Genomic DNA, 23624 nt, shown 5'->3' with positions numbered 1-23624 from the left:
GCCATCGCTTCCTCCTCACTTGCGAGGAAAACAGCGAATCACACTCGGAAACCTACCGCAAGACCTCCTGAGTCAGTTGATCAAGCCGAGCGTATTACATCTGCCCGGCACGCGGCACGCGGCACCGGCGCGGCGCTCGTCCTGCCTTTCGCCAATGCCGAGATGATGAACCTGCATCTGCTCGAGATCAGCATCAACGTGACCCCCGGCGCGCATGCCGTCCTGGTCATCGATGGTGCGGGATGGCACCAGACCGGCGACAAGCTGTGCGTCCCGGACAACATCACCTTGCTCCACCTGCCCCCATACAGCCCGGAACTGAACCCCGTCGAAAATGTCTGGGCCTATCTGCGCGGCAACAAGCTCAGCAATCGGGTCTTCGACACTTACGACGCCATCCTCGATGCCTGCTGCGACGCCTGGAACTGGTTCATCGCCAATGACCCACAACAAATCACATCTATCGGATCACGACCATGGGCAACGGTCAATCAATAAAGCCGGGCGTATTATCACGTCTCCTCGCTGGAAGCCGACTAACCGGGCATAGTCCAAAACTCGCCCTCGAGTAGCGCATCCAGAAATGCCGAAACCAGCCATTGGCCATGACGGAAACATTCAACCCGTCTGCCACTGGCGCGACAACGTCACCGAAGCCGAGAGCGCCGTCATCCTGGCACCCCCTGGGAACGCCGGCCGACTACCCCGTCATCATCCACACCAGCCACACCACGCCCACGATCAGTGGCACGCCCGCCACGTCGAGCCAGAAGCCGGCGCGGATCATGCGGGGCAGTTCGATGCGGCCGGTCGCCCAGGCGATGGCGTTGGGGCCGGTGCCGGCGGGCAGCATGAAGCCCCAGCTTGCCGCCATCGCGGCGGGTATCGCCAGCAGCATTGGATCGGCGCCCAGCGCCATCGCCAGGCTCGCGACCACCGGAATGACGCCGCTGGCGGTGGCGACGTTGCTGGCGAATTCGGTGATGAGGATGACCATCGCCGTGATCGCCAGCGCCACCAGCGGCAGGGGCACCGCCGAAAGCGGCAGCAGCGATTGGCCCAGCCAGGTCGCCAGCCCGGACTTGCCCATGCCTTCCGCCAGCGCCAGTCCGCCGCCGAACATCATGATGACGTCCCAAGGGGCGCGGTTGGCTTCCTCCCAGGTCAGCAGCTTGCGCCCGGTTCCGTCAGGCAGCATGAACAGCAGCAAGCCTACGCCGACCGCGATGGTCCCGTCGGTGAGCGAGCCGGCCGGCAGCAGCGGGATCAGCAGCGGCGTGCCGATCCACAGCACGAAGGCCAGCGCGACGAGCGGGACGAGGCGCTTTTCTGGTTTGCTCCAGCGCGGGTGGACGTGAATGGCCTGGCGGGCCGCCGTGATGTCGAACGGATGGTCGGCCACTGCCTGGGTGCGCGCGATGATCCAGGCCGCGAGCGGGATTCCCAGCAGCACCAGCGGCATGCCGATCATGCTCCACTGCGCGAAGCTGACATGCATGCCGATCGTCTTGTCCAGCAGGCCGACGGCGATGGCGTTGGTGGGCGACCCGACGATCGTGCCCAGCCCGCCGATCGAGGCGGAAAAGGCGATCCCCATCGGCAGCGCGCCGGCAAGGCCCCGCCGTTCGTCGGCGATGCCGCCCGCCTCGATCACCGCGATCGCCATCGGCATCATGATGAGCGCGGTGGAGGTGTTGGAGATCATCGTCGACAGGATCGCGGAAGCCATCATGAAGGCGAACAGCAGCCGCGGCGCGCCGCCCGCCGAACCCAGTGCTTCCAGCAATGCGAGCGCAAGCCGCCGGTGCAGCCCGGTGCGCTCGACCGCCAGCGCCAGGAAGGCGCCGCCCAGGATCAGGAACAGCGTGGGCGAGTAATAGGACGACGCGGTCTGCTGCGCCGTCATGATCCCGGCGAAGGGCAGGACCAGGAACGGCACCAGCGCCGTCACGGTGAGCGGGATCGCCTCGGTCATCCACCAGGCCGCCATCAGCGCGACCAGCCCGGCGACCACCCAGGCCTGTCCCGTCATTCCCGCCGGCGGCGGCAGTATCAGCGCGGCGCCGAACATCGCCAGCCCGGCGACGAAACCGATCATCCTGGCGTTCATGCTTCCCCCATCCATCTCAGCCGGCCTTGGGCCACGAGAACCCCGCGGCGCGAGGGGAATGCGGGTGCAAGTTCGCGAGGTCTACACGGTTTGCACGGCCCAGGAAGAAAAAGTCGGCGCACCGGAAAAGCACCCGCAAGTGGCGCTTTTCCGGACGGAATGAGAGGAGGGCAGTGGGCATGGGGGCAGTATTCCATGCCGGGGCGGTGTAGGAAACCGGTTTCGATCGGGAACGAAAAGGGGGCAAACTTGACCTTGTGAAAAAAATCGAGCCCAAACAGTCGTTGCAACGCAGCATTTTACCGGTAGTACTCTTGTGAAGACTTGAAGTCCCGTGCCGTCATTCGGGGCGCAATCACCTGGGAAACATGCCGAAAATCGTTCCAGTAATCCTGTGTGGAGGCAGCGGAACGCGCCTCTGGCCGCGCAGCCGGGCGAGCAAGCCCAAGCCTTTCCTGCCGCTGGTGGGGGACCGCACCCTGTTCGAGGCCGCGTTGGCGCGTTGCCCCATGGCGGGCGGGTTCGCGCCGCCGGTGGTGGTGACCGGCCACAAGCATCTCGAGCATGTCGAGCAGCAGCTCGGGAGTGTCGAAGGGGCGCAAGTGATTGTCGAACCGGCGGCGAGAAACACGGCGGCGGCGATCGCGATCGCCGCCTGCCGACTGCCCGGGGATGCGATCATGCTGGTCTGTCCGAGCGACCATCACATCGGCAATCCGCAGGCATTCGCTGCCGCCGCGCTGGCTGCCGGCGATCTCGCCGAGCAGGGCTGGCTGGTCTCGTTCGGGATCGAGGCGACCGCGCCCGAGACCGGTTTCGGCTATCTCAAGCGCGGCGAGCCGATCGGCGACAAGGGATACCGCACCGCCCAGTTCGTCGAAAAACCCGATCTGGAGCGCGCCAAGGCTTTTCTCGCCGAGGGGATATATGCCTGGAATGGCGGCATTTTCGCCTTCCGCGTCAAGGATTTCCTGGGTGAACTGGCGGCGCATCGCCCGCAAATCGCGGCGGTGGTGGCCGATGCGGTGGCACGGGGCCGGGAGGATGGGCAGCGCTTCCATCCCGACGCTGGGATATTCACCACCGTCGAGAGCGATTCGGTCGATTATGCGGTGATGGAGAATACCAGCCGCGCGGCGATGGTTCCCGCCGACATGGACTGGTCCGACATCGGCAACTGGCATGCCTTGCATGAGGCGCTCGATCGTGACGACAACGGTAATTCGGTGCGTGGCGCCGGCGAGGCCGAACTGGTCGATTGCCGCAATGTCCTGGTCGACAGTGACGGCCCGCGTGTCTCGGTGATCGGGCTGGAGGACGCGATCGTCGTGGTCGACGGGAACGACATCATGATTACCACGGTTTCCGGGGTGCAGAAGGTGGGCAAGCTGTCCGGCGCCGTGAACCAGTAGGGAGCCTGCGATGAGTGGTGCGTTGCCGATCCGGCAGGTCGAGAAACCGTGGGGCCGGGATGCCCTGCCGGCGCCCTTCGTCACGCCCGAAGGACAGCGCATCGGCGAGATCTGGTTCGAGCCGCCCCCCGGATTGCCGGACCTGCTGGTCAAATACATTTTCACGAGCGAGAAGCTTTCGGTCCAGGTCCACCCTTCCGACGCACAGACGCTGGCGAAAGGCCTGGGGCGGCAAGGCAAGGAAGAGTGCTGGCTGATCCTGGCCGCCGAGCCTGGCGCCACGCTGGGCATCGGCTTCGAGCGGACGATCTCCGGCGATGCCATGCGCGAAGCCGCGCTCGATGGGTCGATCGAAGGCCTGCTGACCTGGCATGAAGTTTCGCCGGGCGATTTCTTCTACATCCCCGCCAATACGGTCCACGCCATCGGCGCCGGGGTCAGCCTGATCGAAGTGCAGCAGAACAGCGATATCACCTATCGCCTTTACGATTATGGCCGTCCGCGCGAACTGCACCTTGATGAAGGCATCGAAGTCTCCATCGGCGAGCCATACGCCATGGGGCTTTGGCACAAGCGGGTGGCGGCCCGGGGCACCCAGGTCCTGGTCGACGGCCCGCTGTTCCTGCTGGACCAGATCGAGGGCCCGCCCAGTGCCAAGGTGGCCTTGCGCTATCCCGGTGCCCTGCTGGTGATCCCGCGCGAAGGCGAAATCGAGGTGGCGGGAGAGACGGTTGCGCCAGGCGGCTGCGCCGTGGCCGACAGCCTCGCCGCAGTCCGCTTCGCCGACGACGGCATCTGCCTGCTGGCGCGAGCTTGCGCGCCTTAGGGCGATTTCGTTAGCATTTTGAAGTCGGGCGGAATCGCCCGGCGGCTTGCAAAATGCGGAATACAAACAGCAAATACAGCGGGATCCACATCTACCTGAGCGCATCCCGGTTGGGTTTCGAACCGAAAATGCGAGGCATCCCGCTCGATCCGGATTTGGGGGTGTTTGTCCGGGATGCTCAGTGCGTCAGCAGCTTGTAACCTGAGAAGGCCAGCATCACCGAGAGGGCCCCGCGCAGCCATGTCTCGCTGATCCGTCCGGCCATGAGCGAGCCGAGTACGATCCCCGGTATCGATCCGACCAGCAGGCCGCCGAGCAGCCACCAGTCGACGTTGCCGAATATCAGATGACCGATCGCGGCGACGAGCGCGAGCGGTATGGCGTGGACGATATCGGTGCCGACCAGCGAATGGGTGTTCAGCCGCCCGTGATAGAGCAACATCAGGACGACGGCCACGATGGCGCCGGCGCCCACGGAGGTGAGCGCCACGAGCACGCCGACCATTGCGCCGCAAATGACGGTTGCAGCGCCGAGCCTGTCGCCATGGCGAGTCTCCACCCGCTCGCGCAGGGTTTCGAGGGGGGCCATCAGTCTGCCTTTGAACGGCATCACCGCAGCGCTGAATATCAATGCCCCGCCTAGCAGTTTCATCAGCAGGTCCGCTTGCAGCTTGCCGCTATGCGTCGTCCCCAGCCAGATCAGGGTTAAGGTCGCGGCGGGAACACTGCCCCATGCCAGGCGCTTGACGATCGTCCAGTCCGGCGATCCCACACGGCGATGGACCATTCCGCCCACCGACTTCGTGATTGCCGCGAACCACAGATCCGTGCCGACGGCCAGCGAAGGATTTACGCTGAACAGCAGGACCAGAATGGGCGCCATCAGCGATCCGCCGCCTACGCCGGTCATGCCCACGAGAAATCCGACCGCGCCGCCGGCTATCGCGAAATGAAAGTCCATCAAGGTCAGAGGATCGCGGTCAGAACCGGCATTGGGCCGGGGCAGTGCGGAAAACGCGGCCTGAACAAGATTATTTCCTACGAGCGGCGGCTGGGCGCAGACCCTTACAACAGCGGGTGCATGTTTCGCAATGCTGGTTCAATCGATATGGGAGCATTCTTCGGCTCCCGATGCCGCGAAGGGGATTGACTATCAGGACATGGCGAAGTGTTCGACGATCCGCGCATCCAGCGGTTCCTTGAAGCGCACTTCGAAATGGCTGGCGTCCCGGCGCGTCGCGGTCGCGCGCAAGGGGCCGATGGCGCCGATCCAAAGCGCGAAATCGCCGTCGAGCAACGGCGCGAAGCTGTCGGTTTCCAGGTCGCAGCCGCGATCCGCAAGGTCGGAAATGCGCACTTCCGCGGTTTCGCGCGTGCCTACGCACTCGCCATAAAGAATCGGTCCCATAAACGGTTCACGCGCCCGGGATCAGCCGGGTCCTTCATCCTGTCAGTCAACCGTCGCGGCTGGTGCCGTCTGACGGGCGAGGGAGTCGCCTCGCATCCACTCCTGTACTCGGTCTAGAGGTCAGAACGGTTGCAGGCGAGCGATTAATAGATGACGATCGCTGATAATGACATGAACGGAACCCCGTTTGCGATCAGGTGAAACATGGTGAACGCGGCGGGTTCAGGCCGCCTCGTCGCGGGCCAGCCGGTCGCCGGCGCCATCGCCGTCCCGGCCGAACAGCGCAGCGACGAACTGGTTGCGCCAGTGGACGATATCCTCGTCGCGCACCGACGCGAGCAGCTTCTCATGGCGTCGGCGTCTTTCGGCGAGGGGCATTTCCAGCGCCCGCTTGATGGTTTCGCCGACGTGTTCGATCGAATGCGGATTGACCAGCAGCGCATCGGTCAGCTGCAGCGCGGCGCCGGTGAACTGCGAAAGGATCAGCACGCCCGGGTCGTCGGGGTCCTGTGCGGCGACATATTCCTTGGCGACGAGGTTCATCCCGTCCCGCAACGGGGTGACGAGTCCGATGTCGGCGGCGCGGTAGAACCCCGCCAGCTGGCGGCGTGGATAGCCGCGGTTGACATAGCGGATCGGAACGAACGCGACGTCGGCGTGGGCGCCGTTGATATGCCCGGTCTTGCGTTCGAGATCCTCGCGGATCTGCTGATAGCTGGCGACGTCCCCGCGTGAGGGCGGGGCGATCTGCAAAAGCACCACCCTGGCGGCTTGGTCGGGATTGTCGGTGAGGAAGCGGCTGAAGCTTTCGAAGCGCTCGCCCAGGCCTTTGGAATAGTCGAGACGGTCCACGCCGATCAGCATCTTGCGGCCGCGCACGCTGGCCTTGAGGTGATCGTGGGCTTCCCTGGCCTCGTCGCTGCGCGCGCCTTCAACGAACTCGTCATAATCGATGCCGATCGGAAAGGCCTGGGCGACGATCCGGCGTCCGTTGCAATCGATGCTGCCATCTTCGTTGATGGCCAGGCCCATTTCCTTTTCGACGTAGTGCAGGAAGCTGCCCAGCCATTCCTCGGTCTGGAAACCGATGACGTCGTATTCGAGCATCGAGCTCACCAGCCGTTCGTGGAACGGCAGCGAGGCGAGCAGCCGCGTGGGCGGCCAGGGCGTGTGCAGGAACAGGCCCATGCGATTCTTCACGCCCTTGCCGCGCAGCAGCGAGCCGAGCGGCAGGAGGTGATAGTCGTGGACCCAGACGAGATCGTCCGGTTCGATCAGCGGCAGCACCGCATCGGCGAAGCGGGCGTTGACCCGTTCATAGCCCTCGCCGAAGTTGCGGTCGTATTCGGTCAGGTCGATGCGGTAGTGGAACAGCGGCCAGAGCGTGCGGTTGGCGTAGCCGTTGTAGTATTCCTCGATGTCCTGCGGCTCGAGGTCGATCGTCGCGGTGGTCACGTCATCGATGCGCTGCATGTTGAGATGGCCGGTGAATTCCTCGGTCTCCTGGCCCGACCAGCCGAACCAGATGCCGCGATGTTCGCGCAGCGCCGAATTGAGCGCCACCGCGAGCCCGCCCTGCGCGCCGGCGGCACCGGCCGCGTTGGGTACTGAAACCCGGTTCGATATGACAATCAGCCTGTTCATTCCTTGTCCCCTGTGGTGCCAGGAGGCACTTCCAGGACCGGCGCGCGGTCAGCGCCAATCCCGCCATGACCGCGACAGTTGCCCGGCGCAGTTGATAATACCGACCAGCGAATAGGTCTGGGGAAAGTTCCCCCACAGTTCGCCGGTCTCGAAATCCACGTCCTCCGACAGCAGGCCCGAACGGGTCCGATACCCCAGCATCGCTTCGAACAGGCGCCGCGCTTCCGCGTCGTCGCCGCTGCGATGGAGCGCCTCGATCAGCCAGAAGGTGCAGATGTTGAAGGCGGTCTCGGGCAGGCCGAAGTCGTCCTCGCTGTCGTAGCGCAGCATGTGCTCGCCGCGTCGGAGGGCTTTCTGCACGGCCTTGAGCGTGGCCCGGAACTTCGGATCGTCGGCGGGCAGGTAACGCAGCTCGACCATCTGCAGGAGACTGGCGTCGAGTTGCGATCCGCCGAAGCTGGCCGCATAATGACCGCCGGCTTCAAGGTCCTCCACCGCGTGCCACGCGCCTTGATCGATATGCCGGCGAACGATGTCGGCCCGATCGCGCCAGAGCCCGGCGCGATCGGCGAGGCCGAGATGCTCGGCGGCATTGGCGAGGCGATCGCAGGCGGCCCAGCTCATCACGCTCGAATATGTATGGACGGCGGTGCGGGTGCGCAGTTCCCACAGGCCGGCATCGGGCTGGTCGTGGGTCTTCCATGCCATCTCGCCCACTTCCTCCAGGCTGGCGAAGTCCTCCATGTTGGCGATGCGCAGCAGGCGCTGGTCGGAAAAGGCCTGGATCGAGGGCAGGACGATCTGGCCATAGCAGTCGTTCTGCACCTGGTAGTAGGCGGCATTGCCGACGCGGACCGGGCCCATGCTGCGATAGCCGGCAAGGTCGGTGGCTTCCCACTCGATGATCTCCCTGGCGCCGCTTACGGCGTAGAGCGGCTGGATCGCGCCGCCTTCGGCACTGTCGACGATGTTGCGCAAGTAAGCGAGGTACTTTTCCAGCACGTCGAGCGCGCCCAGGTGGTTCAGCGCCTGCACCGTGTAGTATGCATCGCGGATCCAGCAGTAGCGGTAATCCCAGTTGCGCTGAGAATGCGGTGCCTCCGGGATCGAGGTCGTGAGCGCGGCGACGATCGCGCCGGTTTCCTCGTGCTGGCAAAGCTTGAGCGTGATGGCGGCGCGGATCACCGCATCCTGCCAGTCGAGCGGCGTGGCGAGCCCGCGCACCCATAGCCGCCAGTAGTTGCCCGTCAGCTGAAGCATGGTTTCCAGGTCATGCTCGATATTGCCGCTGAACGGTTCGTCGGGCCCCAGGAAGAAATGCAGCGCCTTTTCCAGCCGGAAGAAGCGTTCATCGAGCACGTAGCCGACCGGGGCGTCGGTGGTCAGGCGCAGCGTGTTGCGCTCGACCAGATAGCGGATGTGGTTGGAACCATGGGTGATCGGGGCGAGCTGGGCGCCGTAGCCGCTCATCGGCGTGAGGATCGCGCGGATTCGCGGCGATCCCGCTATGGGGCGGATAATGCGGGCGAACGCCACCGGGCGGTACATCCGGCCCGAGCGCTCGAAACGCGGGCAGAAGTCGAAAATCTCGACCGCCCCGCCATTGGCGTCCTCCAGCCGGGTGACAAGGATCGGCGTATTGCGCAGGTAGCGCTGTTCGGCCGAGACTTGGTGCTCAAGCTCGAACCGCCAGGTGCCCGCGTCGCGCCCATCGTCCCCGCGCATCAGGGCGCAGAACGCCGGGTCCCCGTCGACACGGGGCACGCACCCCCAGACGATGGCGCCGGCTTGGTCGATCAGCGCGCTGACCTGGCAGTTGCCGATCGGCCAAAGCTCCAGCGAGCTGGGATCGGGCATGTTCATGCGTCGGGCGTTGCTTCGAGCGCGGATGCGAGCCATTCGTGGACGGCGGCGACGCCTTCCAGCCGCCAGCGCGCGGCGGTCGGCCGCATCGCGCCCACCAGCACGCCGTCTCCGCCGGATGCGGCAACGGCATGGAACGCATCCTCGTCGGTCATGTCATCGCCCAGGAACAGCGGCACGCTGCCGGAGAAGCCGGCCAGCGCCATGAAGCGCGCGACGGCATTGCCCTTGTCGGAGCCCGGCATCGCGAGTTCTATGACCTGCTTGCCGTGCTTGACGGTGAGCCCGCGCCGGGTAGCGATTTCCCCGGCGCAGGTCAGCAGGCCTTCGAGCGCATGGCGATGGCGGCGGTAGTGGACGGCGACGCTGAAGGGCTTGGGCTCTACCAGCAGGCCGCCATTGGCCTTCGCGAAGCGGGCGAGTTCGGTCACCACGTCGGGGGGGAGCGGATCGGCCAGCGCCAGCACCCCGTCGTCGCCCGAAGGCCGGAATTCGCCGCCGTGCGAGCCGGCCATGGCCACCTTGACCGGTCCCAGCAGGGCGTCGAGCGCGGCGAGCGAACGGCCGCTGACGATGGCCAGCCGCCCTTCCAGCCGGCGCGAGAGCGCGTCGATCAGCATCGGCAGCGCGCGCGCCACCACGACATCGTCCGGATGATCCGCGATTTCCACGAGCGTGCCGTCGAAGTCGAGGAACAGCGCCGTCCGCGGTGTGACGCGCAAGGGCGGCGGCTGGGGGAGATCGCGCGTAACCACGCCATGTTCCGCCAGCGAGAGACGGTCGCCAGGGTCGATCATCGCAATCAGTCTCGCACCTTGCTCAGCGGATGGCTGCTCCCACCGATCCCGAATTCGCCCCCGAACTGGCGGCGGTTGCGAAATCGCGGCACGGCGGGAGCAAGCCGGCGTTGGAGCGAACGAACGTCGGGCGATCAGGTTCCAGTGGTCGTAATCTTACGGCAGGTGATGGAAAATCCGAAACGAGACCCGCAGACCCTTCGACAAGCTGGGTGAGCCGGGGGTATTGTTCAGGTTTCGGATTCCTTGCTCCACGGGCGCCGTCGCGACGCCAAAAGGCAACGCACCGCCGCTATCAGCACCGTGACGATGAGGATCGCCGCACTGTCGGCAACGACGTCGAGGAACTCGGCGTCGCGATGAAGGGCCGGCACCATCTGCATCACCTCGATAAGCGCCCCGAAGGCCGCCAGCCCGATCACGAGCGCGAGCCGGGGCAAGCCGCGATAGGCCAGGGACCCGATAAGCGCCAATGTCGCGAAGGCCATCATGTGTTGCGCCTTGTCCGATGCGGGCACCGGCAGATCGGGCGGATGGGGAAGCGTCGCCATCGTGAAAGCCAGGCCAACGGCGAGCCAGAAGGCGATCTGCAAAATTCGCGTCATGATATTCCTTATGGGCCCACCGGCCGGGCGGCTCGTTTCCTTGCGGCCAATCCCCCTTCGCCATTTTCCCTTGGGGCGAATCGGATTGACTTGATTGTGAAATTGCACAGTGTCGCCGCGATGCAGCAAGAGCAGTCTTCCGGTACGGGGCGCGAAAGCTCTGGCGCGGCGCGGTCAACCGCCCGATCCTCGCGCCGAGGCGTGGTGGGAACGGGGGCCGATGGATGTCGCTTCGAATTCAATGGGGTGATTTCGGGCAATCGTCATCATCGTGGCCTGAATGCCCTTGCCCGCCGGACTTGAGGGCGACCTGGCGGGACGAATGGCAGAACGAACTCACCTTCGCCGACCGGGCCGGAACATCGCGTGGGAGGAGCGATGTCGGTGTCATCGCAAAGCCAAAAAATGCTGTTGTTGCATTGCCGCAAACATGCTTTGCCGCCATCACGCAATTTCCGGCGGGAATGGCGGAAAGGGCGTTTCCAACTCGACCGTTTGCGTTCAACGGCCCAGGAAATACGACCAGAAGATGCCGGGCGTTTTCGTATCGTGCGGAGCGCTTGGGATAAGGCCGGCTTCCGGGCCCAGGCTGCTGTGAAGGGGTGACAATGAAGAAAATCGTGGCGTTCGATCTCGACGGAACCCTGGCGCTGAGCAAGCAGCCGCTGACCGACGAGATGGCCGAACTCATGACGCGGTTGCTCACCGTGGCGCAAGTCGCGGTGATTTCGGGTGGCGACTGGCCGCAGTTCGACAAGCAGGTCGCCAGCCGCCTGCCGGCCGATGCCGATCTTTCACGCCTCTGGATGATGCCTACCAGCGGCGCCAAGCTCTATGTCCATCGCGATGGCGCCTGGACCCCGGTTTATGCCGAACTTTTCACCGAGGCGCAGAAGCGCGAGATCCTGGAAGCGTTCGACGCCTCGCTGGCGGCGACCGGCTTCACGCCCGAGGAAGTCTGGGGCGAACGGATCGAGGATCGCGGCAGCCAGATCACGTTCTCCGCGCTGGGCCAGCAGGCCCCGCTCCACGCCAAGGAAGTATGGGACCCGGATTTCGCCAAGCGCAAGGTGATCCAGGCCGACCTTGTCAAGCGCCTACCCGGCGTTTCCGTGAACCTGGGCGGGGCCACCTCGGTCGACGTGACCCAGCCCGGCGTCGACAAGGCCTGGGGCCTGAAGCGCCTTGCCGAGCACAGCGGCGTCGCCGAGGCCGACATGCTGTTCATCGGCGATGCGATCTTCCCGGGCGGCAACGACTACCCGGCCAAGGCCATGGGGCTCGACACCATCTGCGTGCGCGATCCGGTCGATACCGCCAACGTGATCGCCGCGATCGTCGCCTGCCAGCAGGCGGGCTGAGGTTTGCCGCGGGCCTCTGGACGGGAGGAAGCCCGATGCCCGCGTTTTACCTGACGTTGATCGCGGTCCTGCTCGCCGGGATCGGCGCGCGCGACCAGGTGACGATCGCGGGGCTCGCGCAAAGGCAGGGGCGGCGACCCGGCGTGCTGATCGTGGCGCTGCTCTCCGCCGTGCTTACCGCGGCTTTCGCGGCCTGGGCGGCAACCATCATGCTCGCCGAACTGCCGCCGCCGGCGCGCACGATCTTCGCCGCCATCGCGCTCGGCATGGCGGGGATCGAATCGATGGTGCTGGTGCCCCGCCGCGATCCGCGCGAGCCGACCCATTCGCTGGGTGCATTGGTGCTGGTGCTGGTGATGCATCAGGTTACCGACGCGGCGCGTTTCCTGGTCTTCGGCATGGGCGTGGGGCTGGCTGGACCGGTTCCGGCGGGGGTGGCGGGAATGCTCGGCGGCAGCCTGCTGATCGCCTTCGCGTGGTTCTGGCCGCACCTGCTCGGCACGCCCGCCGCGCGCTGGACCCGCCGGATCGTGGGTGCGCTGCTCGCCGCGGCCGCGCTGGCGATGTTCCTTTCGGAATTCGGCATTCTTTGATCGGAAATTGCAATCGAACCTGTTATTCCAATTTGCGTTTCGAGTTTCCAGATTGTTCGCAACGAACCGCACGGGGAACACCGACCATGACATCCAAGGACAATTCGAAAGCCGCTCTGATCGACAGTCTCAACGGCTTGCTGGCCGATACTTTCGCGCTCTACGTCAAGACCAAGAACTTTCACTGGCACGTGCGCGGGCCGCAGTTCCACGATCTCCACCTCCTGTTCGATACCCACGCCACCGAGATATTCGCGCTGACGGACCTCATTGCCGAGCGGGTGCGCAAGCTGGGCGGTGTTACCATGACCTCGATCGGCTCGATCGCCGCGAAGACCACGATCAAGGACGAGAACGACGCCGGCCTCGACGCCACGGCGATGGTCCGGCAACTGTTCGAGGATAACACCGCCTATGTCGCTACCCTCAAGGCGACCAAGGAACTGGCCGGAGAAGCCGGCGACAACGCTACCGACGGCGTCATCGATGACTGGACCGACCAGGCCGAGCAGCGCGCCTGGTTCCTGAGGGAAATTCTGGCCTGATGCGTTCCTTGGGCATGGCGGCGGTGCTATGGCCCCCTCCATGTCCAAGCTTGAACTGATCGAAGGCGCCGATGATGCGGCGATTGCCGCGTGGTTCGCAGATCGCCTGCGGGCGGCCCTGGCCGTCGCTCCCGAAATCGCCGTGACCGTGCCGGGCGGCTCGACTCCGTTCCCGATTTTCGAACTGCTGGCGAAGATGGACCTGCCATGGCAGCGCGTCGCGGTCTGGCCGGGCGACGACCGTATCGTCGATGAGGATCATCCCGCGAGCAACGTCGGCAAGATCCGAGCCCGGTTCGAGCCGGCGGGTGCGACGGTCGTGCCGCTGACCGAGGATGCGCAGCCGCCGCATTTCACAATCGCCTGGCTCGGCATGGGGGGAGACGGGCATGTCGCCTCGCTGTTTCCCAATACCGATCCCCGGGCCGACGATCCGCGCGCGGTGCGCCGCCTCACCCCCGATCCGCTGCCGCCCGAGGCGCCCTTCGATCGGCTGAGCCTGACCATCCCCGCGCTGACCGACAGCGACGAGATCATGTTCGTGATTCGCGGTGCCGACAAACGCGCCCTGTTCGATGCCGCGGCGCGGGGCGAATGCGACCTGCCGGTCGCCCGGCTGCTGCGCGCCGCGCGCCACAAGATCACCTGCTTCTGCTGATCCCCCCTGTCCTTCACCGGATGATCCTTCGCGTGGGACATCCGATGCGCCTGGCATGGCTGCGCCGATTCAGAGCCACGGTCTATGGCTGCAGGATCATTGCGCTCGATGAAGACGGGCGCGTTCTTCTGCTGCGCCAGACGTATGGCCGCGACTGCTGGCTGGCCCCCGGCGGCGGCATGCGTTCGGGAGAAGATGCGCTGGAAACGTCCCGCCGGGAACTGGCTGAGGAGACGAACTGCACGCTCGTAGACGCGCGGCTGGTCGAGGAACTGGTCGAGGACTACCATGGCCTGAAAAATGTCGTCCAGGTCGTCGTCGGGCGCGTGCAAGGCGCGGCGGTGGCGGACCGACGCGAAGTTCGCGAAGTAGCCTGGTTCGATCGCGATGCTCTGCCCGATGCGCTGGGCTCTATGATTCATGAAGGGCTGGAGCGGTGGATTGCGACCTGGGAAAGCGGCGGCGGCTAGCACCTATTGCCGAGGCTCCTCGGGAGGCAGAATCTTTTCCTGCATTTTGGCTTCCGCCTCGGGGCAGTCTACCTTCATGCCTTCTGTCTTGAAATAGCGGCAAAGGCGTACGCCTGCGGCCCGAACCCTTTCGCCCCAGGCTTCGAGCTGGGCATTGTAACGATCGCTGGCGGTCGTGTCCGTCAGGATGCTGGCAGGGGGCAGAGGCTTGGTTTCGGTGACCGCGCGAATGTCTGCGCTGGGCGGAAAATCATGCGTCGTCTTGCAGCCGATCGCCAGAGGCAAGACCAGCAGTACGGCCAGTTTTCTCAGCGTCATTCCTTGCATTTTTCCTTGAAGCCGGGGATCGAGCCCAACTCCTGATCCGAATAGGCCTTGCGCAATCTTTCGCAATTGAGGGCCAGGGTGGTGGCCGGCAGCCGACCATCGGTGGCCGCTTGCTTTCCTGTGTTCGACAGGGGCTGCTTCGATGGAGACGCATTGGCCTTTTGTGAAGCCATGCCGGAATCTCCGTTCGAAGAACCTTCCTCCTCGTCCGGGCCTCGCGAGATGTTCTGGATGTTCTGGATGGCCTGATAGGCCCGTTCCTCGGCCGACTGATCGAGAGCCTGAACGGAGGTATCGGCCGTGGGAAACGCGGAAACGCCTATATCGGTCGCAGGCGCGCGCAGAATGTACACGGACGTCGCTGCAGCGGCCAGCACAAAGCCGATGCCCAAGGCTGTAAGCAGCACGGTATGTTGCGCGCGATTGGCCATTAACTGCGTCTTCGAAGGGGTAAATTCCCAACCCTTAGAGATCCCGTGCGTTCGCGCCCCATTCCGTTCGTGTGATTCGAAAAAATGGCGCGGCTGCGAGACAGGGAAGTAACCGCCAACCGATTGTGCGGCAAGTCATTCCAAAGACACCGAGGCGTTTTGTCACAAAGGATTGCGAACGGGGAACGCACGCAGGCGTGACCTATCGCTTTGAAATTCCTGTCGGCGATTTCCTCCCTTGGTGCGGATCTCAAGTGCCCTATGCAGCCCGGCCACCGGTCACAGCAGCGAAAGCTGGCCGTCGCGGGTGCTTGCGGGTTCTTCCCGTTCCAGCGCCGAGAGCGTCAGGCCCATCAGCCGGATCGGCTGGGGCAGGGGCATCTGCTCTTCCAGCAGGGCATGGCCGAGCTTCGCGAATTCAGCCTTGTCCGCAACGAAATGGTGGAGCGAGCGGGCGCGGGTGAGGGTGCGGAAATCAGCGTAGCGCAGCTTGAGCGTCACCGTGCGGCCGTGTGCCTGCGCGTGCTCGATCCGTTCCCAGACCACGTCGATGATGTGATCCATCGTTTCGCGCAGGGCTTCGGGTTCCTCGATATCCTCGAAGAAGGTGCGCTCTCCGCCGAGCGACTTGCGCGGGCGATTGGCGCGGACCTGCCTGAGGTCCACGCCCCGCGCGGCGCGGTAGAGGTATTCGGCGAAGCTGCCGAAGTGCGCGCGTAGGAAGGCGAGGTCCCGGGCGGCGAGGTCCGCGCCGGTCTCTATGCCCAGCCGCGCCATCTTCTCGGCGCCGCGCGGGCCGATGCCGTGGAAGCGGCGCACCGGCAGCAGGGCGACGAAGGCCGCCCCCTCGCCGGGACGGATCACGCACAGGCCGTCGGGCTTGTTCTGGTCGCTGGCGAGCTTGGCGAGGAACTTGTTGTAGGAAACCCCGGCGCTGGCGGTCAGGCCGGTTTCGGCCTTGATGCGGCGGCGGATCTCCTCGGCGATGCGGGTGGCCGAGCCGATGCCCTTGAGGTCCGCGGTGACGTCGAGATAGGCCTCGTCGAGCGAGAGCGGTTCCACATGCGGCGTGTAATCGAGGAAGATCGCGCGGATCCGCTGGCTCACCTCGCGGTAGACATCGAAGCGCGGCTTGCGGAAGACCAGTTCCGGGCACAGCCGCGCCGCCCGGACCGAAGGCATCGCCGAGCGCACCCCGAATGCCCGTGCCTCATAGCTTGCCGCCGCCACCACGCCGCGTCCCGACGATCCGCCGACCGCCACCGGCTTACCGCGCAAGCTGGGATCGTCGCGCTGTTCGACACTGGCGTAGAACGCGTCCATGTCGACATGGATCACCTTGCGCAGCCCGTCGGCCTCGTCCTCCGCGCCCGACTCCGCCTCTCTCGCCGTCATGGCCCGGGATATAGCGCAAGCGTGGAGAAAAGCGCCATCGCCCGCGTTAAAGCGCTGGCGAAGCGTTCGCGGATGCGGCATGCGGGCTGGAATGGATTCCCCCCAGGCCAAGTCCGTCCAGTTCCCGCTGCACCAGGCGGAATTCGTCATCATGATGGCAGCGTTTCAAGCCCTGCAGGCGCTGGCGATCGACGTCATGCTGCCTGCGCTCGGGATCATTGCGCGCGATCTTGACGTTGTCGACCCCAACGCACGCCAGCTCATCGTCGGCGTGTTCCTGATAAGCAGCGGCATCGGCACGCTGGTGCCCGGAGCGCTGGCCGATCGGTTCGGGCGGCGTCCGGTCATCCTCATCGCGCTGTGCGCCTATGTGCTGTGCTCGATCGCCTGCGCGCTTGCCGGCAGTTTTACGCTGTTGCTGGTGGCACGCGCGCTGATGGGCCTTTCCAGCTCGGCGATGATGGTCATGCCGATGACGATCCTGCGCGATCGCTACGAGGGTGACGAGATGGCGCGCACCCAGTCGCTGGTGGCGATGACCTTCATGGTGGTGCCGATGGTGGCGCCGCTGCTGGGGCAGTCGGTGCTGCTGTTCGCGGGCTGGCGCTGGATCTTCGGCATCATGGCCACGGTCAGCACGCTGGTGTTCCTGTGGGCATTGGTGCGCCTGCCCGAGACGCTGCGTCCCGAGTATCGCCAGCCCGTCAGGCCTGGGGTCGTCGCGCGCAACATGGTGCAGGCGCTCACCGTGCGCGAGGCCTTCGGCTATTTCCTGGGGGCCGCCTTCGTGCAGGGGGCACTGTTCGGCTACATCAACAGCGCCCAGCAGCTGGTGGGAGAGCACTTTGGCCTGGGCTTGCTGTTTCCGGCGGTGTTCGGGGTCATGGCGCTCATCATGGCGAGCACCAATTTCGTCAATTCGCGCATCGTCGAAAGGTTCGGCGCCCGCCGCGTTTCGCACACGGCCTTGCTGACCTACATCGGCCTTGCCGTGATCCACTTCTTCCTGGCGCGGAACGGCGAAGCGTTCTGGGTCTTCTTCATGCTGATGACGTCCAGCATGTGCATGATGAGCTTCATCGGCGCCAACTTCCAGGCGATTTCATTGCAGCCTTTCGCACGATTCGCCGGAGCGGCGGCATCGGCCATGGCCTTCGTGCGGACCGTGCTGGGCGCGACGCTGGGCGCGGCGATCGGGCAGGCCTATGACGGGACGGCGAGAACGATCCTCGCGGCGATGGTGGTGTGCGGCGTGAGCGCGCTGATCCTGGTGCTTTATTCCGAACGGGGCAGGCTGTTCCGCCGCGTCAATCCGCTGGGCTTCTACAAGAACACCTTGCCGCCGGCGGCGCCCTGAGCTTTCGGAGGGCATTGGACGGATAAGCCAACCGCCCTCGTCCTTCGACGCGCCCGGGACGAGCGGGCCTTGATCCGAAATTCGGGCCCTAGCCTAGCTAGACTCGCCGGCCACGGAAGAGCTGGACGAGGCCGACGACGATCGCGACCACCAGCAGGACGTGGATCAGCGCGCTGGAAACGTGGAACACGATGAAGCCGAGCAACCACAGGGCGACGAGGACGGCGGCGATGGTCAGCAGCATGGGGAAATCCTCCGGAAGACTGTTGTGCAGGACCAAACGCGCGGGAAGCGTCAAAGCTCCCTTGAAAGCGGATGCGACGAAAGCGGGCGGCCGAGCGCGGCAAGTTCGCGTCGCGAAAGCGGCGGGCGGGGGGCTGGTTCGGGCGTGCGGCGGGCTTCCCCCAGCGCCGCCAGGATCAGGCCGAGCTTCTCGATCCTGCCGGTGTGGACGCGGCGATCCCAGGCATGGGCGCCGCGCCGCTCCACCTCGCGGGCGATGGCGCCATAGATATTGGCGGCCGAGAGCACCGCCCAGCGCTGGCGGAAGGCCAGCCGCGCCGCGCCGACCCGGGCCGATGCCGCGTATGCGCGGGCCAGGCCGCAGGCGCGCGACACCAGCGGGACCAGCGCCTGGCGATAAGCCGGCCCGGTCACTTCGTCCGGCGGAATATCGGCCGCCACCAGCCATTCGACCGGGAGATAGCAGCGCCCGGCGGCGTGGTCCGCCCATATGTCGCGCACGATGTTGCCGAGCTGGAAAGCGATGCCGAGGTCGCTCGCCCGGTCCAGCGTGTCGGCGGCGATCGGGTCCTGCTCGTCCGATGGCACGCCCATCACCGTCGCCATCATCACGCCGACCGCGCCGGCGACATGGTAGCAATAGCGCAGCAAGTCGGCCTCGGTGCGGGGGCGCCATTCGGCGGCGTCCAGCGCGAAACCGGCCAGCACGTCCTCCACCATGGCCCGTGTCAGCGGCACCTCGCGCATGAGCTGGCCCAGCGCGTCGAACGCCGGACTGCCGGAGGATTCTCCCGACAGGGCCAGTTCGGTCAGGGTGCGGATCGTCGCGAGGCGCGATTCGGGATCGGGCCGGGTGCCGATCGGGCCCGGCGGCAACGGGTGCCCGTGGTCCTGGTCGTCGGCAATGTCGTCGCAGGCGCGGCACCAGGCGTAGAGCAGCCACACCCGTTCGCGCGTTTCGTGGTCGAACAGGCGGCTGGCGGCGGCGAAGCTCCTGGAGCCGCGACGGATCGAACGGCGGGCCGATGCGACCAGCGCGGCGCGATCATATCCGGTCATCGTCATCCTCGCGCAGGCGAGGACCCGCGATCCTGGTGCCGAGCCCGATTCCCGCTTTCGCGGGAAGGACGAACGATGCGCATCACAGCGTGTCCGGGTTCATCTTCACGATCGGGGTGATCGGCTCGTGCGCGCGCATGCGGGTGAGCAGCAGGTCAAGCTCGCGCTCGGCCATGATGATGCCCTGGTGGGCGGGCCGCACGAAGCCGACTTCGGCCATGTGGCGGTTGAATTCCAGCAACCCGTCATAAAAACCGAAGGCATTGAGGATGCCCACCGGCTTGCCGTGATAGCCCAGCTGGGCCCAGCTCACCGCTTCCCACAGCTCGTCCATCGTGCCCACGCCGCCCGGCAGGACGAGGAAACCGTCGGACAGGCGGGTGAACGCGGCCTTGCGTTCATGCATGGTGGCCACGATCGTGAGGTCGCAATCGTAATTGGCGACCTCACGGCTGACCAGCGCCTCCGGGATCACGCCGATCACGTCGCCGCCCGCCGCCCGTGCCGCGCCGGCGATCGCCCCCATCAGGCCGAGGCGCCCACCGCCGTAGACGACGCCGATGCCCTGCCCGGCAAGCGAGGTTCCCACCTCGCGCGCGAGTTCGATATAGCGGGGATCGGCGGGCGTGGCGGAACCGCAGTAGACGGCAAGGCGTTTCAACGTAGATACTCCAGCATGAGTTTGGCCGTGGCCCTGGCGCCGCCGACGACGCCGGGAATGCCGGCGCCCGGATGCGTGCCGGCGCCCACCAGGTACAGGTTCTTCAGCTTGTCGTCGCGGTTGTGGCCGCGAAAATACGCGCTCTGGGTCAGCAGCGGCTCCAGGCTGAAGGCATTGCCTTTCCAGGCGCCCAGGTCAGTCTCGAAATCGGGCGGGGCGTAGTGGAACCTGGTGATGATGCGGTCATCGATGTCGGGGATCAGCCGGCGGCTCACTTCCGCCAGCACGCGCCGTTCCAGCACCGGGCCCACTTCCGCCCAGTCGATCGGCAGCTTGCCCATGTTGGCGACCGGGACCAGCGCGTAGAACGTGCTCTTGCCCGGCGGCGCCATAGAGGGATCGGTCACGGTCGGGTGGTGCAGGTAGATCGAGAAATCGCGCGGCAGCACGCCGTGCTCGAAGATGTCGTCCAGCAGGCCCTTGTAGCGCGGACCGAACAGGATCGTATGGTGCGGGATGCCCGGCCAGGTGCCCTCAAGGCCGAAGTGGACGACGAACAGGCTGGGCGAAAAGCGTTTTCGCGCCAGTTTTTTCGCCATTTCCGGGCCGCGTCCGTTGTCGCGCAGCAGGGTGCCGTAAGTGTGCATCAGATCGCCGTTGCTGGCGATCGCGTCGAAGCGCTGCTTCCAGCCGTTCTCGGTTTCCACTTCGGTGACGTGATCGCCCAGCGTGTGGATGCGGTCCACCTTGTCTCCCAGCCGGATCTCGCCGCCCAGCCGCTCGAACAGGTTCGCCATGGCCTGGGCCAGGCGGTTGGTGCCGCCGCGCGCCCACCACACGCCGCCGTCCTTCTCCAGCTTGTGGATCAGCGCATAGATCGCGCTGGCGGTCATCGGGTTGCCGCCCACCAGCAGCGTGTGGAACGAGAGCGCCTGGCGCAAGTGCTCGTCCTTCACATGGCTGGAGACCATCGAATAGACCGAACGCCAGGCCTGGTATCGCGCCAGCGCGGGCGCGGCCTTCACCATGCTGGCGAAATCCAGGAAAGTCTCGTGCCCCAGCCGGACGTAGCCTTCCTGCCAGACGCCGGCGGCATAGCGCTGGAAATCCTCGTAGCCGGCAAGATCGTTGGGGGCGAGGCGGGCGATTTCCCGCCGTAGCGCCGGTTCGTCGTTCGAATAGTCGAAAGTCTTGCCGTCGGTCCAGTTGAGGCGGTAGAACGGCATGACCGGCATCAGTTCGATATCGTCGGCCATCTCGCGGCCTGAAAGCACCCATAGATCCCTCAGGCAGTCGGGGTCGGTGATGACGGTCGGCCCGGCATCGAAAGTGAACCCCTCGCGCTCCCAAGCATAGGCGCGCCCGCCCACTTTGTCGCGCGCTTCGACCAGGGTGGTCGCGATGCCGGCGCTTTGCAGGCGGATGGCAAGGGCAAGGCCGCCGAACCCGGCACCGATCACGCAGGCCTTCTTCATCGCGCGCCGCCAAGATCGGCCAGCGTACGCCCGCGTCCGGCCAGGCTCGCCAGCGCCGCGCCGACCGGAACCGGCGGTTTCCCGGCGAGAATACGCAGCCGGTCGGCAAGGCTGGAACGGCCGGCATAGAAACGCTCGATCAGCGGCTCGGGCAGGCCGTAGAAGCGCTCGAGCAGGCGCCAGCGCGCGTCCGGCCGGGAGGCGCTGAACAGCATGCGGCTCAACATCCGATAGAAGCGCCCTTGGCGCCAGTGTTCCGCGGCCCATGCATGACTGGCCCTTTCTAGGCCCTCGCCCGAGAGATTGTCGAGAGTGGTAAGGTGCAGGGCAAATCTTAACGCATCGGGAAACGAATAGGAGGTCAGCGGATGGACCAGCGCGGCGCGAATTCCCGCGCGTGCCGGGCCGCCGCCGGCGCGCCAGAATGCCGCGAAATCGCCCGCCGCGATCACCGGCAGCACGCCCGTCTCCTCATAAGTCACCGCCTCCACCCGCCAGCCGTGCCGCGCGGCATAGTCGGCGATGCGGCGGCGCAATACCGGCAGGTCCAGTGCCGGGGCATCGGCGTAGTAGGTATCCTCCACGAAGATTTCGGTGGCGGAGAAGGGCAGGCAATAGACGAAGCGATAGCCGTCCGCCTGCTCCACCCGGGCATCCATCACGATCGGCCGGGCCAGGCCGTGCGGCGCGGCAAGGCGCAGCGTCTGCCCCAGGAACTTCTGCCAGCCGCCCGCCATGTGGGTCAGGCCGGAAGCGCCGCGCGCGTCGATCACGCCCTTCGCCGCGATCACGTGCCCGTCGCCCAGCACGACCCGCTCGGGGGTTGCCGCCACCGCTTCGGTTCCGCTCAGCACGCAGCCGGGCGGCAAGGCGGCGCGCACGGCGGCGTCGAGACGGTCGCTGGTGACGCTGCGATACGGCGTGGACAGCATGCGCGAACGCCCCGGGAAGTGCACCGCGTAGCCATCCCAGCGCGCCGCGATCAGCGGCTCGACCAGCGCCGCGCCGCCCGGCGGCAGATCGCTGGCGAAAAACGACCACACATGCTCCCCGCCCAGCTTCCGGCCGCGCTCGATCACCACGACGCGCAAGTCGGGGCGTTCGGCGGCCATGGCCATGGCGATCAGGCCACCGGCAAGGCCGCCGCCAAGAATTGCGAGATCGCAGCTGTTCAGTCTCATTTGTGTCACGTTCAGGGGGTCTTATGTCACGTTCAAGGACGACTATCGACTGCTGTAACTTGGCTTCCATGCTGCTTTGCGGCATTGTCATGTCGATGACAGAGGAACTGACCGTTTGCGATGCATCGCTTGACGATGCTGCGGCCATTGCGGAAATCTACGCACACTATGTGCTGGAAAGCACCGCGACGTTCGAAACCGAGCCGCCCGATGTGGCGGAAAGCCGGGGGCGAATCGATCGAATCGTCAACGCCGGCTATCCTTTCCTGGTCACGCGCGACAGCGCCGGCCGGGTGCTGGGTTTCGGCTTCGCGCAGCGCTACGGTCCGCGTGCCGGCTATCGCTACAGCGTCGAGACCACCATCTACGTGCGGCCGGACAGCATTGGGCGCGGCATTGGCAGCGTCATGCTGACGGCGCTGGTCGGCGCCTGCGAAAAGCGCGGCTTTCGCCAGGCCTTCGCGGTGATCGCCGCGTCGGAGCCGGCCTCGGTCGTGCTGCACGCACGCGCCGGATATTTCCCGGTGGGCACGCTTGCCGGCGCCGGATGGAAACACGGCCAGTGGGTCGACGTGTTCCTGATGCAGCGCAAGCTGGGCGAGGGTAGCGAGACGCTGCCCGAAGGATAATATGCGGCTTTCACGATAGCGCGGCCGCGATCCCGGCGCGCAGTTCGGGAAGCACTTCGGCTTCGAACCAGGGATTGCCCGCCATCCACAACCGGCTGCGCCAGGCCGGATGGGGGAGGGGAAACAGCCCGTCCGGCGCCGCGCGCCAGCGGCGCACCGCCTCGGTCAGGCTGGGCGCGAAACCGCGCGGCAGATAGCGTTTTTGGGCATATCGGCCGACCAGCAGGGTGAGCCGTACGTTCGGCAGGGCGGCCCGCAAGGGGCCGTGCCAGCGCGGCGCGCATTCGGGACGGGGCGGCAGGTCTCCACCGCTCCCCTTGCCCGGATAGCAGAACCCGCTGGGCATATGCGCGATGCGGGCTCCGTCGTAGAAATCCGCTGGCGAGAGCCCGGTCCAGGCGCGCAGCCGGTCGCCGCTGTCATCGTCCCAGGCCTTGCCGCTGGCATGGACCTTGCTGCCGGGCGCCTGACCGATGATGAGCTCGACTTTGTACGTTTTTGATCAGGTCCATGTCCAGAAAATGCCATTGTTTGCGATGTGGTTGAGGGCCTGATCGATGGGTAGGATGCATCC

Annotated in this window: 26 protein-coding genes; 10 read left to right on the top strand and 16 right to left on the bottom strand. The window is 65.8% G+C overall.

Annotated elements, in window-relative coordinates; all coding sequences use genetic code 11:
* The coding region (locus BM052_RS18175; protein ID WP_177198558.1) for a transposase at window positions 1-498 on the top strand (498 nt) is incomplete at its 5' end.
* A gap of 202 nt (window positions 499-700) precedes the next feature.
* Here BM052_RS18175 and BM052_RS18170 read toward each other — a convergent pair.
* The gene (locus tag BM052_RS18170) at window positions 701-2110 is read right to left on the bottom strand and encodes an SLC13 family permease (protein WP_177198557.1); all 1410 of its coding nucleotides are present in this window, start codon (window positions 2108-2110) and stop codon (window positions 701-703) included.
* 368 nt (window positions 2111-2478) lie between these two features.
* Between BM052_RS18170 and BM052_RS18165 the strand changes: the two genes are divergently transcribed.
* The gene (locus BM052_RS18165) at window positions 2479-3522 is read left to right on the top strand and encodes a mannose-1-phosphate guanylyltransferase (RefSeq protein WP_091149186.1); all 1044 of its coding nucleotides are present in this window, start codon (window positions 2479-2481) and stop codon (window positions 3520-3522) included.
* Window positions 3523-3532: 10 nt separating this feature from the next.
* Entirely contained in the window at window positions 3533-4348 is an 816-nt protein-coding gene (locus tag BM052_RS18160) for a class I mannose-6-phosphate isomerase (protein ID WP_091149184.1), read from the top strand.
* A 178-nt stretch (window positions 4349-4526) separates the two neighbouring features.
* On the opposite strand, the gene BM052_RS18155 is transcribed toward BM052_RS18160, so the two are convergent.
* The 6 genes from BM052_RS18155 to BM052_RS18130 all read right to left on the bottom strand — a co-directional run bounded on the left by BM052_RS18155 (window position 4527) and on the right by BM052_RS18130 (window position 10794).
* Entirely contained in the window at window positions 4527-5309 is a 783-nt protein-coding gene (locus BM052_RS18155; protein ID WP_091149183.1) for a sulfite exporter TauE/SafE family protein, read from the bottom strand.
* A gap of 192 nt (window positions 5310-5501) precedes the next feature.
* Window positions 5502-5756, bottom strand: a complete 255-nt coding sequence (locus BM052_RS18150) for a hypothetical protein (protein ID WP_091149181.1) — start codon at window positions 5754-5756, stop codon at window positions 5502-5504.
* A 222-nt stretch (window positions 5757-5978) separates the two neighbouring features.
* Entirely contained in the window at window positions 5979-7400 is a 1422-nt protein-coding gene (otsA, locus tag BM052_RS18145) for an alpha,alpha-trehalose-phosphate synthase (UDP-forming) (protein ID WP_091149180.1), read from the bottom strand.
* Window positions 7401-7448: 48 nt separating this feature from the next.
* Window positions 7449-9257 carry a glycoside hydrolase family 15 protein gene (locus BM052_RS18140; protein ID WP_369821557.1) on the bottom strand — a complete coding sequence of 603 codons (1809 nt, stop codon included), beginning with the start codon at window positions 9255-9257 and terminating at the stop codon, window positions 7449-7451.
* A gap of 2 nt (window positions 9258-9259) precedes the next feature.
* Entirely contained in the window at window positions 9260-10060 is an 801-nt protein-coding gene (otsB, locus tag BM052_RS18135; protein ID WP_091149177.1) for a trehalose-phosphatase, read from the bottom strand.
* A gap of 230 nt (window positions 10061-10290) precedes the next feature.
* Window positions 10291-10794, bottom strand: a complete 504-nt coding sequence (locus BM052_RS18130) for a VanZ family protein (protein WP_255406252.1) — start codon at window positions 10792-10794, stop codon at window positions 10291-10293.
* A gap of 479 nt (window positions 10795-11273) precedes the next feature.
* Between BM052_RS18130 and BM052_RS18125 the strand changes: the two genes are divergently transcribed.
* From BM052_RS18125 to BM052_RS18105, 5 genes are all read left to right on the top strand, one after another.
* Window positions 11274-12026 (top strand): HAD-IIB family hydrolase, encoded by a 753-nt coding sequence (locus tag BM052_RS18125; protein WP_091149175.1) that lies wholly within the window; start codon window positions 11274-11276, stop codon window positions 12024-12026.
* 35 nt (window positions 12027-12061) lie between these two features.
* On the top strand, window positions 12062-12619 hold the full coding sequence (locus BM052_RS18120) for a hypothetical protein (RefSeq protein ID WP_091149173.1): 558 nt from the start codon (window positions 12062-12064) through the stop codon (window positions 12617-12619).
* 86 nt (window positions 12620-12705) lie between these two features.
* Complete coding sequence (locus BM052_RS18115; protein ID WP_091149172.1) at window positions 12706-13164, top strand: Dps family protein; 459 nt, start codon at window positions 12706-12708, stop codon at window positions 13162-13164.
* A 40-nt stretch (window positions 13165-13204) separates the two neighbouring features.
* Window positions 13205-13822 carry a 6-phosphogluconolactonase gene (locus BM052_RS18110; RefSeq protein WP_091149170.1) on the top strand — a complete coding sequence of 206 codons (618 nt, stop codon included), beginning with the start codon at window positions 13205-13207 and terminating at the stop codon, window positions 13820-13822.
* A 44-nt stretch (window positions 13823-13866) separates the two neighbouring features.
* The gene (locus tag BM052_RS18105) at window positions 13867-14292 is read left to right on the top strand and encodes an NUDIX domain-containing protein (protein WP_218151582.1); all 426 of its coding nucleotides are present in this window, start codon (window positions 13867-13869) and stop codon (window positions 14290-14292) included.
* Window positions 14293-14295: 3 nt separating this feature from the next.
* On the opposite strand, the gene BM052_RS18100 is transcribed toward BM052_RS18105, so the two are convergent.
* The 3 genes from BM052_RS18100 to dinB form a co-directional block, all read right to left on the bottom strand.
* Window positions 14296-14610: a hypothetical protein gene (locus tag BM052_RS18100; RefSeq protein ID WP_091149167.1), complete on the bottom strand. Its 315-nt coding sequence runs from the start codon at window positions 14608-14610 to the stop codon at window positions 14296-14298.
* Entirely contained in the window at window positions 14607-15050 is a 444-nt protein-coding gene (locus tag BM052_RS18095) for a hypothetical protein (RefSeq protein ID WP_091149166.1), read from the bottom strand. The genes BM052_RS18100 and BM052_RS18095 overlap by 4 nt, the downstream gene beginning before the upstream one ends.
* Window positions 15051-15329: 279 nt before the next feature.
* Window positions 15330-16445: a DNA polymerase IV gene (gene dinB / locus BM052_RS18090; RefSeq protein ID WP_091149165.1), complete on the bottom strand. Its 1116-nt coding sequence runs from the start codon at window positions 16443-16445 to the stop codon at window positions 15330-15332.
* A 91-nt stretch (window positions 16446-16536) separates the two neighbouring features.
* Between dinB and BM052_RS18085 the strand changes: the two genes are divergently transcribed.
* On the top strand, window positions 16537-17802 hold the full coding sequence (locus BM052_RS18085) for a multidrug effflux MFS transporter (protein ID WP_091149163.1): 1266 nt from the start codon (window positions 16537-16539) through the stop codon (window positions 17800-17802).
* Between the two features lie 97 nt (window positions 17803-17899).
* On the opposite strand, the gene BM052_RS18080 is transcribed toward BM052_RS18085, so the two are convergent.
* The 5 genes from BM052_RS18080 to crtY form a co-directional block, all read right to left on the bottom strand.
* Window positions 17900-18046 (bottom strand): lmo0937 family membrane protein, encoded by a 147-nt coding sequence (locus BM052_RS18080; RefSeq protein WP_143084896.1) that lies wholly within the window; start codon window positions 18044-18046, stop codon window positions 17900-17902.
* Between the two features lie 50 nt (window positions 18047-18096).
* A complete protein-coding gene (locus tag BM052_RS18075) occupies window positions 18097-19104 on the bottom strand; it encodes a phytoene/squalene synthase family protein (RefSeq protein ID WP_369821556.1) in 1008 nt (335 codons plus the stop codon).
* Window positions 19105-19186: 82 nt separating this feature from the next.
* Window positions 19187-19765, bottom strand: coding sequence for an LOG family protein (locus BM052_RS18070; RefSeq protein WP_091149159.1), 579 nt, complete (start codon window positions 19763-19765; stop codon window positions 19187-19189).
* On the bottom strand, window positions 19762-21240 hold the full coding sequence (locus tag BM052_RS18065) for a phytoene desaturase (RefSeq protein ID WP_091149157.1): 1479 nt from the start codon (window positions 21238-21240) through the stop codon (window positions 19762-19764). The genes BM052_RS18070 and BM052_RS18065 overlap by 4 nt, the downstream gene beginning before the upstream one ends.
* The gene (gene crtY, locus BM052_RS18060) at window positions 21237-22421 is read right to left on the bottom strand and encodes a lycopene beta-cyclase CrtY (RefSeq protein WP_091149156.1); all 1185 of its coding nucleotides are present in this window, start codon (window positions 22419-22421) and stop codon (window positions 21237-21239) included. Before crtY ends, BM052_RS18065 begins: the two co-directional genes overlap by 4 nt.
* Before the next feature lie 89 nt (window positions 22422-22510).
* Between crtY and BM052_RS18055 the strand changes: the two genes are divergently transcribed.
* Window positions 22511-23050 carry a GNAT family N-acetyltransferase gene (locus tag BM052_RS18055; protein WP_255406251.1) on the top strand — a complete coding sequence of 180 codons (540 nt, stop codon included), beginning with the start codon at window positions 22511-22513 and terminating at the stop codon, window positions 23048-23050.
* Window positions 23051-23060: 10 nt separating this feature from the next.
* On the opposite strand, the gene BM052_RS18050 is transcribed toward BM052_RS18055, so the two are convergent.
* Window positions 23061-23528: a uracil-DNA glycosylase family protein gene (locus BM052_RS18050; RefSeq protein WP_091149154.1), complete on the bottom strand. Its 468-nt coding sequence runs from the start codon at window positions 23526-23528 to the stop codon at window positions 23061-23063.
* Window positions 23529-23624 lie beyond the last annotated feature (96 nt).

The sequence above is a fragment of the Novosphingobium sp. CF614 genome (genome assembly GCF_900113255.1).
Classification (GTDB): domain Bacteria; phylum Pseudomonadota; class Alphaproteobacteria; order Sphingomonadales; family Sphingomonadaceae; genus Novosphingobium.
The sequence above is the reverse complement of the archived record's forward strand: the minus strand, read 5'-3'. Positions and strand labels throughout refer to the sequence as shown.